Annotated in this window: 16 protein-coding genes and 1 pseudogene; 4 read left to right on the forward strand and 13 right to left on the reverse strand. The window is 53.8% G+C overall.

Annotated features, from left to right (window positions below; all coding sequences use genetic code 11):
* The first annotated feature begins 130 nt into the window (after nucleotides 1–130).
* A complete protein-coding gene (locus ACFFSY_RS01270) occupies nucleotides 131–1,150 on the forward strand; it encodes an alpha/beta fold hydrolase (protein WP_377488708.1) in 1,020 nt (339 codons plus the stop codon).
* Between the two features lie 169 nt (nucleotides 1,151–1,319).
* On the opposite strand, the gene merT is transcribed toward ACFFSY_RS01270, so the two are convergent.
* The 6 genes from merT to ACFFSY_RS01295 all read right to left on the reverse strand — a co-directional run bounded on the left by merT (nucleotide 1,320) and on the right by ACFFSY_RS01295 (nucleotide 4,295).
* Nucleotides 1,320–1,577 carry a mercuric ion transporter MerT gene (merT, locus tag ACFFSY_RS35125; protein ID WP_512699677.1) on the reverse strand — a complete coding sequence of 86 codons (258 nt, stop codon included), beginning with the start codon at nucleotides 1,575–1,577 and terminating at the stop codon, nucleotides 1,320–1,322.
* A gap of 141 nt (nucleotides 1,578–1,718) precedes the next feature.
* Nucleotides 1,719–2,111 (reverse strand): GNAT family N-acetyltransferase, encoded by a 393-nt coding sequence (locus tag ACFFSY_RS01275; protein ID WP_377488711.1) that lies wholly within the window; start codon nucleotides 2,109–2,111, stop codon nucleotides 1,719–1,721.
* A 52-nt stretch (nucleotides 2,112–2,163) separates the two neighbouring features.
* On the reverse strand, nucleotides 2,164–2,700 hold the full coding sequence (locus ACFFSY_RS01280) for a GNAT family N-acetyltransferase (RefSeq protein WP_377488714.1): 537 nt from the start codon (nucleotides 2,698–2,700) through the stop codon (nucleotides 2,164–2,166).
* 247 nt (nucleotides 2,701–2,947) lie between these two features.
* A complete protein-coding gene (locus ACFFSY_RS01285; RefSeq protein ID WP_377488717.1) occupies nucleotides 2,948–3,343 on the reverse strand; it encodes a DUF6220 domain-containing protein in 396 nt (131 codons plus the stop codon).
* Nucleotides 3,336–3,836, reverse strand: coding sequence for a DUF6022 family protein (locus ACFFSY_RS01290; protein ID WP_377488720.1), 501 nt, complete (start codon nucleotides 3,834–3,836; stop codon nucleotides 3,336–3,338). Before ACFFSY_RS01290 ends, ACFFSY_RS01285 begins: the two co-directional genes overlap by 8 nt.
* A gap of 21 nt (nucleotides 3,837–3,857) precedes the next feature.
* Nucleotides 3,858–4,295, reverse strand: coding sequence for a DUF6526 family protein (locus ACFFSY_RS01295; RefSeq protein ID WP_377488723.1), 438 nt, complete (start codon nucleotides 4,293–4,295; stop codon nucleotides 3,858–3,860).
* Nucleotides 4,296–4,459: 164 nt separating this feature from the next.
* On the opposite strand from ACFFSY_RS01295, the gene ACFFSY_RS01300 reads away from it, so the two are divergent.
* Nucleotides 4,460–5,038, forward strand: a complete 579-nt coding sequence (locus tag ACFFSY_RS01300) for a TetR/AcrR family transcriptional regulator (RefSeq protein WP_377488726.1) — start codon at nucleotides 4,460–4,462, stop codon at nucleotides 5,036–5,038.
* Nucleotides 5,039–5,123: 85 nt separating this feature from the next.
* Here the strand turns inward: ACFFSY_RS01300 and ACFFSY_RS01305 are convergent, their stop codons facing one another.
* On the reverse strand, nucleotides 5,124–6,173 hold the full coding sequence (locus tag ACFFSY_RS01305; protein ID WP_377488729.1) for an NAD(P)-dependent alcohol dehydrogenase: 1,050 nt from the start codon (nucleotides 6,171–6,173) through the stop codon (nucleotides 5,124–5,126).
* A 23-nt stretch (nucleotides 6,174–6,196) separates the two neighbouring features.
* A complete protein-coding gene (locus ACFFSY_RS01310) occupies nucleotides 6,197–7,366 on the reverse strand; it encodes an MFS transporter (RefSeq protein ID WP_377488732.1) in 1,170 nt (389 codons plus the stop codon).
* Between the two features lie 245 nt (nucleotides 7,367–7,611).
* Here ACFFSY_RS01310 and ACFFSY_RS01315 point away from each other — a divergent pair, with 245 nt between their 5' ends.
* Together ACFFSY_RS01315 and ACFFSY_RS01320 are read left to right on the forward strand one after the other, a co-directional pair.
* Nucleotides 7,612–8,160: a TetR/AcrR family transcriptional regulator gene (locus ACFFSY_RS01315; protein ID WP_377489660.1), complete on the forward strand. Its 549-nt coding sequence runs from the start codon at nucleotides 7,612–7,614 to the stop codon at nucleotides 8,158–8,160.
* A 131-nt stretch (nucleotides 8,161–8,291) separates the two neighbouring features.
* The gene (locus ACFFSY_RS01320) at nucleotides 8,292–8,723 is read left to right on the forward strand and encodes a VOC family protein (RefSeq protein WP_377488735.1); all 432 of its coding nucleotides are present in this window, start codon (nucleotides 8,292–8,294) and stop codon (nucleotides 8,721–8,723) included.
* Nucleotides 8,724–8,867: 144 nt separating this feature from the next.
* Here ACFFSY_RS01320 and ACFFSY_RS01325 read toward each other — a convergent pair.
* The 5 genes and pseudogenes from ACFFSY_RS01325 to ACFFSY_RS01345 all read right to left on the reverse strand — a co-directional run.
* Nucleotides 8,868–9,833: pseudogene (locus ACFFSY_RS01325) on the reverse strand (sigma-70 family RNA polymerase sigma factor); the annotation flags it as partial.
* A gap of 79 nt (nucleotides 9,834–9,912) precedes the next feature.
* Nucleotides 9,913–10,914 (reverse strand): hypothetical protein, encoded by a 1,002-nt coding sequence (locus ACFFSY_RS01330; protein ID WP_377488738.1) that lies wholly within the window; start codon nucleotides 10,912–10,914, stop codon nucleotides 9,913–9,915.
* 2 nt (nucleotides 10,915–10,916) lie between these two features.
* Entirely contained in the window at nucleotides 10,917–11,510 is a 594-nt protein-coding gene (locus ACFFSY_RS01335; RefSeq protein ID WP_377488741.1) for an S-layer homology domain-containing protein, read from the reverse strand.
* A gap of 164 nt (nucleotides 11,511–11,674) precedes the next feature.
* Entirely contained in the window at nucleotides 11,675–12,127 is a 453-nt protein-coding gene (locus tag ACFFSY_RS01340) for a VOC family protein (protein WP_377488744.1), read from the reverse strand.
* Nucleotides 12,128–12,315: 188 nt separating this feature from the next.
* Complete coding sequence (locus tag ACFFSY_RS01345) at nucleotides 12,316–15,645, reverse strand: galactose-binding domain-containing protein (protein WP_377488747.1); 3,330 nt, start codon at nucleotides 15,643–15,645, stop codon at nucleotides 12,316–12,318.
* Nucleotides 15,646–16,057: the final 412 nt, after the last annotated feature.

Consider the following 16,057-nt stretch of genomic DNA (forward strand, 5'->3'; position numbering starts at 1 on the left):
TGAACTTTCAATATTTTTGAATACTGATTTGAATTTTAATCGCTTTTATTGAAACTACCACACCCCTATACTGAGTCACAAGCAACATCGCATAAATTTGTTTTTTCATTTTGAAGGGAGCGACATCAGGATGGACTATGAGATTTTTGATTTAGGCGACGTCGCGTTGCAATCGGGAGAGACGCTGCCAGGCGCTTTCCTTGCTTACAAGACATACGGAACATTGAATGAGAAGAGGGATAATGTCATCGTTTACCCAACGGCTTTCGGCGACCAGCACGTTCAGAATGAATGGTTGATCGGCAGCGGTCTGGCGCTAGATCCGCAGCGCTACTTCATTATCGTTCCTAATCTGCTGGGCAACGGATTGTCTTCGTCTCCGAGCAACACGCCTGCCCCATTCGACCGAGCTAACTTCCCGCAGGTGACCATCTACGACAACGTTCAATTCCAGCATCGGCTGGTGACCGAGAAATTCGGCATCGAGAAGATCGCGCTCGTCGTGGGTTGGTCGATGGGCGGCATTCAAGCCTTCCAATGGGGGACCAGTTATCCCGGGATGGTGGAACGCATTGCGCCTTTCGCCGGCGTTGCCAAGACTTGGCCTCATACGTTCGTGGTGCTGGACGGCATGAAAGCAGCGCTCCTGGCTGCAGTCGGCTTCGATTCCAGCAGACTAGGCGAGTTGACTTCTGCCGACATGCGCGCCGTTGGCCGGGCCTATGCGGGATGGGGGGTGTCGCAGGCGTTCTACCGAGAGGGGCTTTATCGTGGGATGGGATTCGAGTCATTGGCAGATTTCACGGCGGGCGTCTGGGAAGACAGCTTCATGAAGATGGATCCGCATAATGTGCTGGCTATGTTATGGACCGGCCAACATGCAGATATTAGCGCTAATCCCGCTTACAACGGCGATTTCGATAAGGCGCTCGGCAGCATTCAAGCGCTTGCCTGCATCATGCCAGGAAGCACGGATCTTTTCTGCACGGCGGATGATAACGTCCACGAAGCGAAGCGTATCCCTCATGCCGCTTTGCATCCGATCGAGTCGATCTGGGGCCATTTTGCCGGTCGCGGAATCAACGGCGCCGATAACCAGTTGATTGATGACAACCTCAAGCGGTTGTTGGCGCTTCGCCCGAATGATTAGATTGCGATGCGTATTACCGCCTGCAGGACGGGGAATGTTGTGGGGTTAAGGGCAATCGTGTACGTGTGAAGAATTCGCAGCCAGCGGTTGGTGTGGGGGCCGGGGGGCCATGACAAACAGCGGTATCTGCGACTGCCCCCAGCCCGCTCCTGCGCTCACCGACCGGCTGCTATACGCCTTTCGAACTGCAAGAATTACAGCTGCAACTGGCTGTCATGCAAGACGATCCGGTTGATCTTCGTCTGTGATAGATCACGATACCCGCGATGGCGAACATAAGCACCGTACCCGCCCATACGAATGGATTCACCAAGAACGCGGATACCCCTGCTACGGCCAAGCCCCCAAGCAGCGGCAGCGTACAACACAACGCGCACGCACCGATTAGTCCAAGCCCCGCAAGCCAGTTCCCTTTTTTCATGTCCATCACCCCCCCAGTGGAAGTTATACGCCAATCGTAAAACTTAAAGCGCGCTTTAAGTCAAGAAAGTTGTAGGAGTCGCGCATCCCGGCCCGTCAGCGCAACGAAGGCAGCCGATCCTCGTGACCGGCTGCCTTCGTGTCATGCTCATAAATATTTCTTGAATCCCTTGCTGACGGTACCGCTGTAGCCTTCTCGTTCGAAGAACTGATGCGCGCGTTGACGCGCGGAACTGCTTAGCAGCATGATGCGATGACAATCTATCGATCGGCAGTAATCCTCGACATACTGTAAGAGCTGCTGTCCTATATTTTTGCCCCGATGATCTTCATGAACAATGATATTCTCCACGATCCCATAGGGTCTGAAGCCATGCAGCGCCTGCCGGCATATATTGAGCGTGACCGTGCCTAGCAGTGCTCCGCGCTCTTCGTATACGAGTATATAATTGGCCGGATCTTGCTTAATCGCCTCGATTTGCTCTTCGATGACCAACATACTCTTGCTATTCGGGACCAGCATGCGATAGAGTGCGCTCAATTGATCCCGGTCCGCTCGCTTCGGCTTCTCGAATCATCTACTCTTCGCTCCCTTAGAAGGTTGCTCGTTTATCTTCTTGAACTGGTCTGTCTTTGGTGAAATACAGAATCAAATCATCATCCACGCGCACCGAGCTGCCAGGCGCAACCGGTTGTTCGCAGTACATCACGCCTTTGCCGTCCGGGACATATCCTCTTTTGGCATACAACCGCTGCGCGCTGCCGTAATCCCGATAAAGCCCTACGCCGATCCCCACCGTACCATACTGTTCAAAAGCGATTCGCTCGACTTCATCCATTAACGCGGTGCCGATTCCATGCTTCCGTAGAGCAGGGACAACGTTAAAATCATTGATCTCGGGAATGCCGTTTTGCACGAAGTACTTGTAATGCGACTGGTGAAGTAGATGCAAACTTCCCGCAAACGCCCCCTGATCGAAAGCCAATAACGTGATTCTTTCCCCGGCTTCGTTCTGTTCCCAGCATCTCCGAACGTAATCCATCGGTTTTCCGATGCCGCATGTATCGAATACGCGATATACAAGATCGACATCGGATTCCCTCATTGGACGAACCTCTATGGAAATCATCCTGCTCACCTCAATGGTTATTTATCTTCCACCATTATCCATTCGCCAAAATCCTATACGATCCTGCCAGTAAGCTTTATACCCGCTAGCGCCGTGCTCAGCAGCACACACGTAATTTCCGCCGGACGGTTAAGGAAGGCGTGATCAAATTTGTCTACACGATGTCCAGGTACCACAATCCGCTGGGCACTTCGTACAGCGCGGAGTCTCCCCAAGATTATTTTCCCCGTCCTGCGCTTGGGCGAGCTTACTTTCGCATGATGGGCTTTGCTGAGCGAATGGTACGAATAGTATCCATGCTGCTCCAGAAGAGCATGAGGGCGATGACTGGGTGGAGTGCGGATAATCCTCCAATCCGAGACGAGAAGATGGCGGTTAGGAACATCCCGATGATCATGCCGAATAATCCAACGGATTTCAGAACTGTCTTGGAAGGAAACCGGCCGATCCACGCCAGTGCTATCATAACGAGCGGAAGCAACCCGAAATATCTGGCAAAACTAATGTGGGCAGCCCAGTTAGCTGAATCAACGAATAGAGCAAGCCCTGCGATGAGAACCTGGAGCGCAATCGCGGCCGCAAAAAGCCATGCGCATCCAACAAAGCAGCGTCGGATAATTCGAGCAGAAGCGAACTCACTCATAACTAGTCGCACCTCCTTCCCCTTCATTCTCGTTCTTCAGATCTGCGCGCACAATCGCATCCGATATACGTATGGGATCCGTCTCGCGAATCTGAACGACTTGCGGCCGTCTGGGCAAGCGAGGGCTGGTATGATCATGGAAAATGCTCGTGACCAAAGTTCCAAGCGGCTGCTCGTTCTGTCCGTAAATGACGCTCCAAAATCGCCTTTCTCGATCCTCCCAAGGCCCCCATTGTTCAACCGACTGCGGGAAGGCTCCCGGCAATAAGGGACGGGGGTGAAATCCCGACTCGACGATTTCCGCCACTAACGGCTCGAATAGCTTACGACAGAAAAAACCGTACGCAGAATCCCCGTTTTGGGCAAAAATTCGCTGGATCTCCGGCAGATTCCCGTCCCAGACGCGCTGGCAATGGTGATCGATATAATGTTGGATGTAGGTTTGCAGCATCCTGATCGTCGTTTCTTTGAACGTTTCACGTAACGTGCTCATTCGACACCTCCGTTTCTCATTTCACACCCGATGATGATCGGCTCTCCAGGATGTAATCTCCCGCTTGATCGCGTCCGGGGCAATCCGATCCTTCACCGCCTTCTCGCATAAAGACAAAAATTGTTCGTCCGATGCGAATCGCAACGCGATAATTTGGTTCATCGTCAACCTTGGATCAAGCAGCTTGCCGGTTAATGCGAAATGCCGCAAATTCTCCTCGGCACGGATCGCGCGATCCTGTGCCTTGCATGCGAAGATTCGGGAGAGCACCATCGTCATGACCATCATGAGAGAAAGGCTCACGAATAGCAGAGAAGCAAGCAAAGAATCTCCATGACTTACCGATAGGAAGAAATAGACGATAGCGGCCGCTAACGAGATCATGCCAAGCGGCACGAGAATAAAATGGAACGCGGGAACCAATCGGACATAGTTGCCGTAATGTTGAGGCTTCGTCATGCGGATAACCTCCTTTCTTTCAATTTGAGTGAGCACACACTCATTGTGGAGCATACTTATGCCTCCCGCCTAGGACAACAGCTTCCTTGACATTGAGTGAGCGCACACTCATAATAGGAGCATAAACAGCTTTCGATGCCATGTCAATAGAGCGAGGGATGAACTTGGATTTAAAAAATAAAATCGCCGAAGCCGCCGAGCAAGTCTTATTAGCGAACGGGCTTGCCAAGACCACGACGAAAGAAATCGCCCGTGCAGCCGGTTGCTCGGAAGGGTCGTTATATAACCATTTCAAAAACAAGGAAGATATTTTTCTCCATGTATTGCGAGGACAGCTTCAAAACTTGATGAGAACGCTGACTTCGTTGCAGAGTCTTGCCGGCAAAGAAACGATCCGTCGCAACCTTGAACCCGTAACGCGAGCTGCACTGGAGGATTTCAGTAATTCCATGCCCCTGATCTGTTCGGTTTTCTCGGAACCGGATATGCTGCTTCGCCATCGGGAAGGTTTTGCTTTGCGTAATGAAGGTCCCCACAGGGCTAACGAAGCGGTGGCAGCTTATTTATTCAAGGAGCAGCAGCTCGGCAGAATCCGAGAAGAAATGGACCCTAAGGCCATTGCCGATTTATTGCTGGGCAGTTGTTTTCAGCATGCGTTCCAGGTCAATTTCTTGGGTAAAATCGAATCCAACGATGAGCGGGCCGCTTTCTGTGATCGTATGCTGAGCACGTTATTCCCTTGATTCTACCTGTCGACGTCAAGACGACGAATAACGGCCGCCTATCGGCTGCCGTTATAACGCGTTATATTGAAGTGCCAAGCTTTCGTTATTCCTTCTCCATCGTGCTGATGTCGATGACGAACCGATACCGGACATCCGATGCCAGTACGCGCTCCCACGCTTCATCAATCTGATTGGCGGCAATGACTTCGATCTCGGGCGCAATGCCGTGTTCAGCGCAGAAGTCTAACATCTCCTGCGTCTGGCGAATGCCGCCGATCGTCGACCCGGCGAATGACCGGCGCTGAAGAAGGAGCGGGAACACGTTAATCTCCATCGGTTCGGCCGGGGCGCCGACATTGACCATCGTACCATCCAGCGCCAGCAGCGAAAGGTAGGCACTCGTATCAATCTTCGCGCTTACCGTGTTGATGATCAGATCGAACGCCCCCGCCAGCTCCCGGAACGTCTGCGGATCGTTCGTGGCATAATACTGGTCCGCGCCAAGGCGCAAGCCGTCTTCTTTCTTCTTGAGCGTCTGCGACAGAACCGTAACCTCCGCCCCCATCGCATGCGCGAGCTTGACCGCCATGTGGCCCAGCCCGCCAAGTCCGACAACGGCTACCTTCTTGCCGGGACCGGCTTCCCAATGGCGCAGCGGCGAGTACGTCGTAATGCCGGCGCACAGCAGCGGAGCCGCCACGTCAAGCGCAAGGCGATCCGGAATGCGGACGACGAAATCCTCGGTCACGACAATATGCGTCGAATAACCGCCTTGCGTGTAGTGACCGTACCTGTCGATTGCGGCATAGGTGCCCGTGTTTCCGCTCAGGCAGTACTGTTCGTCTCCCTTGCGGCAAGGCTCGCACGTTCTGCACGAGTCAACCATGCAGCCTACTCCGACTCGATCGCCAACGGCATACTTGGTGACGGCCGAGCCGACTTGGGCGACGATGCCCGCAATTTCGTGCCCGGGCACGATCGGATAGTTGATCGGCCCCCATTCGCCGCGAGCGGTATGAATATCGGAATGGCAAATACCCGCGTATTTGATTTTGATCAGAACATCGTGCGGCTGAAGGTCCCTGCGTTCGATCGTCGTCAGTTGGAACGGACCTTGCGGATTGAATACAGCGCGTGCATGAGTCGTTATCATCGTATGACCTCCTGAAATTATGCTTATTTGGAATGTTGCCGAGCGGTCGTAAACAGAGCGTTTCTTCGTGCAATGGCGACCAGGCCGAACAGCAGGGACAGCAGTCCCGCTATGACCACGTATGGCGTCCCCATTGCCGCGATCCATATCCCGCCTACTGCGGCGCCGATCGTCACCCCTAAGTTAGCCGCCGTCAAAAACAATCCATTCGCGAAATCCGGCGCTTCGGGGGCGGAAGACATCATCAAATATTGATTCATATTGGCCCCAATGCCAGCCAATATCCCCCAGATGAACGTCAGGATCGCCATAGGTACGGTGAACTGTCCGGTGAAGAATAATAGGATGTACACGGCCCCCAATGCAAAAGGAAAAGCGAAAAGCGACTTGCGGGCATGGTTCGTCAGCAGCTTGCCCGCCGCGATGTTGCCGATAATATTAGCCCCGCCGAATAGGAACAATACGGCACTCACGGTGTTCGCGGACAGCTTCGTAACCGTCTGGAGATACTCGGCAAGATAGCTGTATACGCCGAATACGGCCCCATTGAGCAAGATAATCGCCACGATGGAAATCCAGGTCAGGCCCTTCTTCAATATGGAGAGCTGCGTCCCATACGAAAGTCTCTGCTTAACGGGCAAAGCTGGCACGAATAATAACGTAGCCGCGAATGCCAGCAAATTGACGGCAGCAAAGAATATCATCGCGATCTGCAACGAAACCGCGCTTGCCAAGAAGTTTGCAATCGGCACGCCGATGACCATACCGGCCGATACGCCGATGAACACCTTCGACACCGCTTTGGGCGCTTCTTCCTCGCTAACCGAGGCCGCGGCGACGCTGAAGGCCAATGAACAATAAACCGGATGAAGCAACGCCGGGATGACGCGAGCAATTAGTGCAACAGATAAGTTGGATGCAAAGATGGAGACTATATTCCCCAGAACGAAAACCCCAAGCACGAGCAGCATGATCTTCTTCCGATCGATGCCCGACAACACTAACGGCAAGATTGGACCCGACACGGCGACGGCAAGGGCAAACGCGCTTACCAGCCATCCAGCTTGTGACACGCTCACCTCAAAGTGATCCGCAATGGCAGGCAATAACCCGATAATTCCCATTTCGGTATTTAAGATACCGAAGACGCCGATCGTTAAGATGATAATCAAGCCCTGATTGCGTTTCGCCACCATAACACCTCTAGTTCAAGTAAGATCGTCATCGCATTTGTCGATCATCCCTCATTTCCATTCTTCTGGACAAGGAGCTAAACCAACCAGAGTCCGATAAACGATATACATTGTTTAATCAACTCATGTCTATTATTATAAGAGCACGAGGCTTGCGTTCAATGGTTAAAAAATCGCGTTATGTTGAGATCTCAACACAATCGCCGGGATTGTTCATTATTCTAGAAAGTTTGGTGGCGTTCACGATGGCTAAAGTGGATCGGAGAATTGTAAAGACGCAGGAGGCTTTGAAAAAAGCGGTGATCGAGCTGATGACCGAGAAGAAATTCGATGACATCACCATTTCGGATATTGCGGACCGCGCCGACGTCAATCGCGGAACCATCTACCTTCATTATCAAGACAAGTTTGATTTGTTGGATAAACTCATCGAATCCCACTTTCATGAATTAGACGCGATGGATGAATGGGCATGCGAGTTGGAATGGACCGATGCCCTTGTCCCTTATTTTGAATACTTTGAGCAACATCATTTGTTCTTCTCGGCCATGTTAGCCAGCAAAGAAGCTCCGTCTTCTTTTCGAACGCGGCTTCTCGCTTCGTTCATGGATGGATTCAAAGGCGAAATTGACCGGGAGAGCGGAAGAAACGCGGAGTTAACGGACGATGTGATGCTGCAATATGCGGGGACCGCTTATGTCGGGGTCATTGAATGGTGGATCAAGAATGGCATGCCTCATCCGCCTCAAGTCATGGCCAAACAAGTGGGAACCTTATTGGGGAGGAGTCTGTAGGCGATTGGAGGTCAGCCAAAAAATTCACGCTTCCCGCGCAGCTAGACCGATGAATTTCCGAATCGGCCGTCGTCTAATTAAACGAAGACAGCAATGACAACCAAATTCATTTAACGATGGGGTGTATGAAAATGGCATTAACGTCCGCATTCACGAGTTTCAACCTGCCTGTAAAAAACGTAGAACAATCGAAGGATTTCTTCACCGGAATCGGCTTCGAGTTCAACCCGCAGTTCTCCCAGAAGGACAAGTCGGCAGCCATCGTGATCGGCGACAACCTGCAGGTCATGCTGATCTCCCAAGAATTCTTTAATACCCTCACGAAGAAGGAAACCGTCGATACGGACAAGTATGCGCAGTTGACGATCGCGCTCTCCTTCGAGAGCCGGGAGAAGGTCGATGAAATCGTGAATACGGCGATCTCCCTGGGCGGGAAAATACACGAAGATCCGGAGGATTACGGTTTCATGTATCATTGGGGCTTCGTAGACTTGGACGGCCATCTGTGGGCCATCAACTACATGAACAACAATCCCTCGGAAGTACAGTCGGGCGAGGCGTAATAACGTTACAATGTCGTTATGAAAAGACGCTGGGCGCATTGGCCCGGCGTCTTTGTCGATCTTCTGCTGCCAACGGATCAGGATTGCTCGGTGTAGGCGTTGAAGTGGTCCATAATCGCTTGCCAGCCTGCTTGCTGGAACTCGTCATCGGTCGAGTCGCTCAGGCAGCCCAAATCGCGAAAATAATTCGGCGTTGATGAAGTTTTGAACGTGCAGGATTCGATCTTCTTTGATTGCGATGACGTGGATGCCCCAGGGCACCAGGCTGTCGTCCTCCTTGCCCGGCATATACTGGGCCAATGCCGGATAACCGCCATTCACCGTAACGGGCACAAGTCGCGAACCCTCGCAATGCCAGCGCGTAAGCGAATAGAAGGCGGATAAATCGTCCTTGCCGCGAATCCACATCTCGAAGGGGGGCATCGACATGCAGCCTTCCTCGTGAAACAGCGCGACAAGCGCAGCAATATCGAATCGCTCGAAGGCCTCCACGTACCGGGACAGAAGCTGCGGCTCCGGCTGATTGTCCATCCTGCTGAGTTCATCGGAACGAAGCTGCGCCCGGTCCATCGTCTCTCGGGCTCTCTGCAAGGCGCTGTTCACCGCTGCGGGCGACATCGCCAACGTTGCCGCGATCTGCTTGGAGGACCATTCGAATACATCCTTCAAAATGAGTACCGCACGCTGCCGCGGAGGCAAAATCTGCAAGAGAGCGATGAAGCACAGTTGAAGCGTATCTTTGCGGACGAGCCGATCCTCCGGATTGCCTCCAAAGTCGGGAGACGGCCAGATCCACGAGGCGTTCGGCTGCGTATCGCGCGGCTCGACGATGGCGACGGCCGGATCGAACAAGTCAACGGGAAGCGCGCGGCGCTTGGATTGTCTCAGCTTGTCCAAGCATATATTTGATGCAATCCGATAGACCCACGTTTTGAACGAAGATTCCTGTCTGAACGCGCTCCCGCTCTGCCAGACCCGAATACTCGTCTCCTGTACGGCATCGTCCGCATCGTCCATAGAGCCCAGCATCCGGTAACAGAACGACATTAAACCCGGCTTCAAGCTTGCAAATAAAGATTCGTCAAATGCGGTCTCGTTCATCGCGGCCTCCCTTAACGTTCTCCCCGAAACGGAAACTTGCCTGAGACGTCATGAAGCTCGTTCCCATAATCAAGATTCCCCCTTACGTTCATGCGTGAAGACCCGTTTTGACCGCCAGTCCCCAGCCAAAAGATTCGGTCTGCTTGATTTCGGCACGAATGGTGTTCAACCCTGCGTGCCATTTGACAGGGATGTTCATGAGATCAGGACGAATGCGCCCATCATGTGCTGGCGGCTTCCAGAACCACTCTCCTTGATAGATCTCCTTATCGTTCAACCATAGACGGATACCGTCGCTAAAGCCAAGAGAGAGCGTCGTCTCTTGCTCCTCCGCGACTGTGACCGTGCTTCTTACTTCAACGGAAACACCTGGTTCCGCTTTATGGATTCTGTTGATGTTGAGAGTGCCGTTCTCTTCAACGAAAGCTTCTGCCCAGTTCCGTTCATCCGTTTGATCCGCTAGGAAGGGGTCCGATACTTGCCACGCGGTTATATAGGTTTCGGATTGAAGTTTCTGTAGATCCGTCGTTCTTCTTTCCAGTGGAGCTGGTTCAATCTCTTCAATGGAGAGATTACGAATATAACTAGGCAAGAAGCTCCATATCCCCAGTTTACCGATCGTTCCGCCATGCTGCAGGCTCGATAGGACCAGTCGCGGCCCCGTGCCATCTCCCAGATAAGCGATAGCGCCTTCGGGCTGAACCTCGACCGTGAATGTCTGCCATGCCCCCGTCATGTTCGGGAGAGGCAGCTGATAGGACGGCCCGTTATAGATTTGCCACGTCATCGACCCGTTCATAATGGGGTCATATTGAATTTCGACCGGAGCAAGATAAATGAGTTCATAATTAGCGGGATCTTTCGCTCCAAATACCAGACCAATAAAGCCGACCTCATGCGGAATGGCTACCTCGGCTTGAAGCCGAAAAGAACGGAAGCTCACCTCATCACGAAGAAAAACAGCCGAATTCAGTTTCTCCAGATATAAAGCATCTCGGCCCTGCCATTTGGCTGGACATGCCCCCGAATCGCCCAAATCCAATCTCTTCAGATCGTCCCACAGCGTATAGAGCTGCCTTGTAGTCGACACCCTTATACCTCCCTTGAAGCAGGCATAGTCATAGTTTGATATTCAATAAAGATCGCATCGACCACCATGGCTCGCGTAACAGACGCCGTATAATCTTCCTGCGGATCAATAACGCCTGCCTCAATAGCTGTTCCGACATACGAACGCGCCCAATCGGACACGATGGCATCGGTAATTGCAGCATGAGGAAGTTCTAGCTTCAATGCACGAGTCATGACAGCAGCCAGCTCTTCGATCGTGACCAGACCGTTGGGATCGAAGCGATTATGGCCTTTACCGTTCATAATTTCGTAGTGAACCATATTGCTAACGGCCGAGGTCTTGGCCACCCAATGTCCCTTCACATCAACAAACTCCGCTTGTTTATTTTCGCTGGTGTCCAGCTTCATCAGTCGCGTCAGGACGACGGCCAGCTCGGCTCTCGTAATCGTTCGCTCTAAATCGGCCTCGCCGTCCGCGCCTCCATGAAAAATTCCGGCTTGCTTGAACGCCTCGTACTTTTCCATGATGGACAGTTCGGCGCTGGCGGCATACCCTGCGGGGAGACTGGATAGGAGAATCGCTGCCGCTGCCAAACCTAGCATCTTTCTGATCATGGTATTCCTCCTCTTCATGCGCGCATGAATGAAATGACGATGGTGGAGTCAATTGTACCATATACTGGAATCCAAAAAACTCCTGTTCTTATTGGGCTTATAGAATTTTCCCGAAGTCACGTACAACAAACAAGCCGATCGTCATGATCGGCTGTCGTCGCGTTTTATTCAGCTATCGCCGATTGTTCCTGCATGCGAGCATCCAGCATCTCCAAATAATGCGCATTATACATAATGCCGAGCACGTTGCCGAATGGGTCCGTCACGGACGCCGTGATGAATCCAACTCCGCGGTGCACGAGCGGTTCATACTCGGCGGCTCCCATCGATTTCAGCCGATGAAGCGTGGCCTCGATATCATCGACATGCCAGTACAGGATGGCACCGCCTGGGACATGCGAAGCGTCGGCCGGCGCGAAACGCCGATTAATCAGCCCCATCTCGTGTTGATAATCCCCCAACCGAAACTCGACATAGGCGAGACTACCATCTGGTCCGGAACGTTCAAAGTAAGGCGCTATGCCCAGCAGCGAGGTGTACCAAGCTTTTGCCGCCTCCATATCTTCTGCCCAGTAGCTAACGGTCGCGAATCCACGCAAAGTTTGACTTGTGTTCATGACGATTCCCCCGATCGAAATATTGGATTTGAGTCCATTATAAAAAACCGTCACTGACACCAGTATGGCAGGGAAATAATCCGCTAAGAAACGCTTTCTCCACCCTTGGGATTTATCGCGCATCTCCAAGCCAACAAACCAAAAAAGCTTACCGGATAGTCCGATAAGCTTCTTGGGCATTTAACGCCTTACCAATTGTTGCCCGACACGCGGTTCACGGTAAAATTAGGGCTCTTGCTCTCGCCATAGATCGCTTGGATGCCGGGATTGTTCACTTTCACGTTCGTGAAGCTGGCCGATCCGACCACCGGCCCTTGACCCTGCTCGGCGCTCGCGACGAGCTTGATGCCATAGCGGGTCGGGTTGTTGATGTTGATGTTCTCCAGACGCACATTCTGCATCGGCAGCGCGTTCGGGTACATCGTCTGGAACATCAGTCCGAAGTACACCGGATTGTTGATGTCGACGTTCTTGACGACGATATTTTTGAGCGCCCGGTCTCCGGAGTAGAACCAGATCGCCCCGAAGTTCTGGTACTCGTTAATCTTGTCGTCCGCGCCGACGCTCGTCCAGAAGTCTCCGCCGGTCCGATCCAACGTAATACCATCGAATACCGTGTCCTGATCGCCGAAGCCCAGCGTGTTGTAGCCGAAGCTATAGCTGCTGATCGTAATGCCCGGGTAGGTCAACGTGTCCGCGCCGTACAGATTCTGGAACAGGTTGTTCGAGCCGCCATAGATCGCGAACGCAGCCGCGCGTCTGACGTTGGTTGCGGTCAGATTCGTGTATTTGTTGCCCACGTTGTAGGAACCGCCTGCATCCACGGCGCTGAACAGCGCGAACGCGTCGTCGCCGTTGCCGCGGGCATAGTTGTTGTCGATGACGTTATACGAGGAACCGTTCGTCATGTTGATGCCGTCGGCGAACGTATTCTTGATCCGGTTATCCTTGAAGGTGTTGTACGACGAGTTCACGCCCCAGTACAGGCAGACGAAATGCTCGGCCCAGATGTTCTGGATCGTAACGTTCTGCATGCCGTTGCCGTCGATGAATTTGCCCGGCCCGTCTGTCCGGTAGATGTAGTTGCCCCAAGCCGACAAATTCTTAATCGAAGAGCCGTTCGCCGTCGACGCGATATTGAAGCCGATATCCGTGTTGGACTGATTCTGCGGCGCCACCAGCTTCGTATGCCATGGACCGGCTCCGAGAATCTCGGTCGCGCGTCCATAGACGTAGATTTTGCCGTTCATCGTCCACTCGCCCGCCGGGATGAAAATGCCCTTCTTCGTGTTGTCCTGACGGAATTCGTTCAGCGCCTGCTCGATCGATTTGGACGCCGACACTTGCACGTATTTGGCCGGATCGGGATTGGAGGCAGCCGGAGCGACATTCTCCGTCTCGATTAGGTCGACATAGATCCAAGGCACGTCTCCGGCATCCTTCTGGATCTTGATCTTCGTGCCCGCCGGATATACTTGGTTCAGCAGCAGCTGCGCGTCTTCATAGAGCCAGTACGCGGTCAAGCCCGCACCCGGCGCGTTGTCGTAGCCAAGCCGTCCAAGCGTGCTTGGCGTGGCGTATACATACGAGAATTTCGATGAGACATTGAATTTGCCGACGCTTGCGCCATTGGCATAGATGCTGACCGTTCCCGTCGTATTCTCCGCGACCGCGTTGCGCAGGACGAACGCGTTGGCCGGAGATGTCAGCGTGAACTCCACGTATTCGCCAGTCGCATCCAGATAGACCGCCGAGCGGCCGGATGCTTCGCCTGCATAGTCGCCAGGCTTGAAGTTCGGCGCGAGCTTCGTGCCGTTCGTGCTGTTGTTGGCGGCTTCGGCTTCAAGAATCGTGAACGGCATGTTCGCGCCGCGGCCGATATACAGACTCGAGGAGCTGGTGTTGTTATCCCGCTTCGCGGTAATTTCGTTCGCATCCGCGGACACGGTAGTCGCGGCCGAGTAGCTGCCGTTCGCCGCCGTCCATGTGCCCAGGTTGACAGTGACGGACTGACCAGCGGCCAAAGTCCCGCTGTAGGAGCCGTTCAACGTCTGAACGGTTGTGCCTTGCGCGTTCTTCAGCACCAGGCTGATGGCGTGAGGCCCGCTTGTTGTCGCGGCATTCCCTTGGTTCTTCAAATTCGCCGTGAAGGTCACCGTGTTGCCCGCGCTTGGATTACTTGGCGTCCATGCCGGCGTCACGACGAGGTCGGAGCTGGACACCTGGCCGACGACCAAGGATGAAGCGTGGCTGTAGCTGTTGTTCGCTTCATTCTGTTCGATGATGGCGTTGCTCTCGTCGACCTTCGCGCCGACCGTATACGATGCCGCGCTCTTCGTGCCGGCGTTCGCCGATACGGTTGCGGATGCGCCTGCCGCCAGAGCGGCCACAGGAGCGGATCCGGCCAGCTGGTTGTTCAAATAGAAGTTGACCGTAGAAGCTGGAGCGTTCGCCGTGCCGCTGTTTTTCACCGTCGCATTCAGCGTAATGCTGCTCGTCTCGATCGGCGAAGCCGGCGACCACGACATGCCGGTAATCGTCAGGTCCGGATTCGGCGCAGCCGTGCCGTACACTTCGAATTCCGCCACCTGGCCCGCAGGCGCGCCGGAGTTGGACGTGATATTCAGCTGCACCCGCTTCGCCGTCGCGCTAACCGGAATCGTCACTTTGTTGCCCGTGCCCGGATTGAACGTATACGATTGAGCGGCGACCAGCGTGCTGAACGTCGTCGTGTTCTGGTCATGGCCGAGCACCTGAATCGTCTGCGTGCGCGTGCTCCACGCCGCGTCCGGGTTCAGCTTGACGACGATCGAGCTCAGGCTGTGATTCGCGCCCAAGTCCACCGTCAGCTGACTCGGATTAGCGCTGCCTTCCCAGTATGTCGTCGTGCTGCCGTCATTGGCATTCGCGGCGACATAGGTCTGCGTCGTCGAAGAAGCCGTTATCGACTTGCCTTGGGCAACGTTCGTGCCCGTCGGATTCGGGTCCGGGTCTGGGTTCGTCGTCCCGCCAGCGCCATAAATCTCGAATTCGGAGAGCTGACCGGCCGGCCAGCCCGTATTGCCCGTGATATTCAATCGAACATAACGGGTGCTCGCCGCCGAGAAATTGATCGTGACCGCATTACCGTTCGCCGGGTTGAACGTATACCCCGCGGAGGCGACGAGGTTCGTGAACGTCGAACCGTTCGCGCTGCCCTGTACCGCCAGCGTCTGCGTTCTCGTCTCCCAACCTGCCGGCAGCTTCAGTACGATCTGATCAATGTTGGTGTTCGCGCCTAGATCAATCTGAACCCATTGCGGGAACGCGTTGTTCGCGCTCTCCCAGTACGTGCTCGCATTGCCGTCGTTGACGCGGCCTGGTGCATAGACATCTGACTGCCCGCTCGCCGTTACACTCTTGCCCAAGGCCAGGTTCGCACCTCCGGCCGCCGATACCTGACCCTGCGGGCCAACGGTAATGAATAAACTCGCAATTAGACTCACGATCATCGACATCGCGATGAACTTGCTTCGCATAATGAACCTCCTCGATCATATTGACTTAGTGCCTCTTCCTGCCAATCCATGAATGACAACGCTTACAAACATGCTCGAAGCTGAATCCGCCCTTCTGTTCCGAACGCTTTCTCTCTCCCCTCTCCCGACCGTATTCCCCCGAACCACCAGGGTACTTCGATTATATAATCCGGCCTCCCGCCGCTTAAGGTGTGATTCAACGCTTACTGTGTCATATCTTATGACGATCGGGATATGACATCCGGCCTCACCTGCGATGCGCCGGTCAATCGGCGCGGGCTGGCTCTGTTCGAGTCCGGCAAGAGATTCGATTGCCGACGTGTGACCGAGCACCGCGTGCCGGGAAGCCCGCGGTGCGGAAAATGCGCGCGTCATTGGGGCTATCGGACCGCCGTCAATTCTCTCGTCGTCT

The organism is Paenibacillus aurantiacus (assembly GCF_042431225.1).
In the GTDB taxonomy this organism is placed as follows: Bacteria; Bacillota; Bacilli; order Paenibacillales; family Paenibacillaceae; genus Paenibacillus_Z; species Paenibacillus_Z aurantiacus.

Coding starts and splice junctions, on each gene's coding strand:
- ACFFSY_RS01270 (WP_377488708.1), top strand. CDS start 131: ATGGACTATGAGATTTTTGATTTAGGCGACGTCGCGTTGCAATCGGGA.
- merT (WP_512699677.1), bottom strand. CDS start 1,577: ATGGACATGAAAAAAGGGAACTGGCTTGCGGGGCTTGGACTAATCGGT.
- ACFFSY_RS01280 (WP_377488714.1), bottom strand. CDS start 2,700: ATGATTTCCATAGAGGTTCGTCCAATGAGGGAATCCGATGTCGATCTT.
- ACFFSY_RS01285 (WP_377488717.1), bottom strand. CDS start 3,343: ATGAGTGAGTTCGCTTCTGCTCGAATTATCCGACGCTGCTTTGTTGGA.
- ACFFSY_RS01290 (WP_377488720.1), bottom strand. CDS start 3,836: ATGAGCACGTTACGTGAAACGTTCAAAGAAACGACGATCAGGATGCTG.
- ACFFSY_RS01295 (WP_377488723.1), bottom strand. CDS start 4,295: ATGACGAAGCCTCAACATTACGGCAACTATGTCCGATTGGTTCCCGCG.
- ACFFSY_RS01305 (WP_377488729.1), bottom strand. CDS start 6,173: ATGATAACGACTCATGCACGCGCTGTATTCAATCCGCAAGGTCCGTTC.
- ACFFSY_RS01315 (WP_377489660.1), top strand. CDS start 7,612: ATGGCTAAAGTGGATCGGAGAATTGTAAAGACGCAGGAGGCTTTGAAA.
- ACFFSY_RS01320 (WP_377488735.1), top strand. CDS start 8,292: ATGGCATTAACGTCCGCATTCACGAGTTTCAACCTGCCTGTAAAAAAC.
- ACFFSY_RS01335 (WP_377488741.1), bottom strand. CDS start 11,510: ATGATCAGAAAGATGCTAGGTTTGGCAGCGGCAGCGATTCTCCTATCC.
- ACFFSY_RS01340 (WP_377488744.1), bottom strand. CDS start 12,127: ATGAACACAAGTCAAACTTTGCGTGGATTCGCGACCGTTAGCTACTGG.
- ACFFSY_RS01345 (WP_377488747.1), bottom strand. CDS start 15,645: ATGCGAAGCAAGTTCATCGCGATGTCGATGATCGTGAGTCTAATTGCG.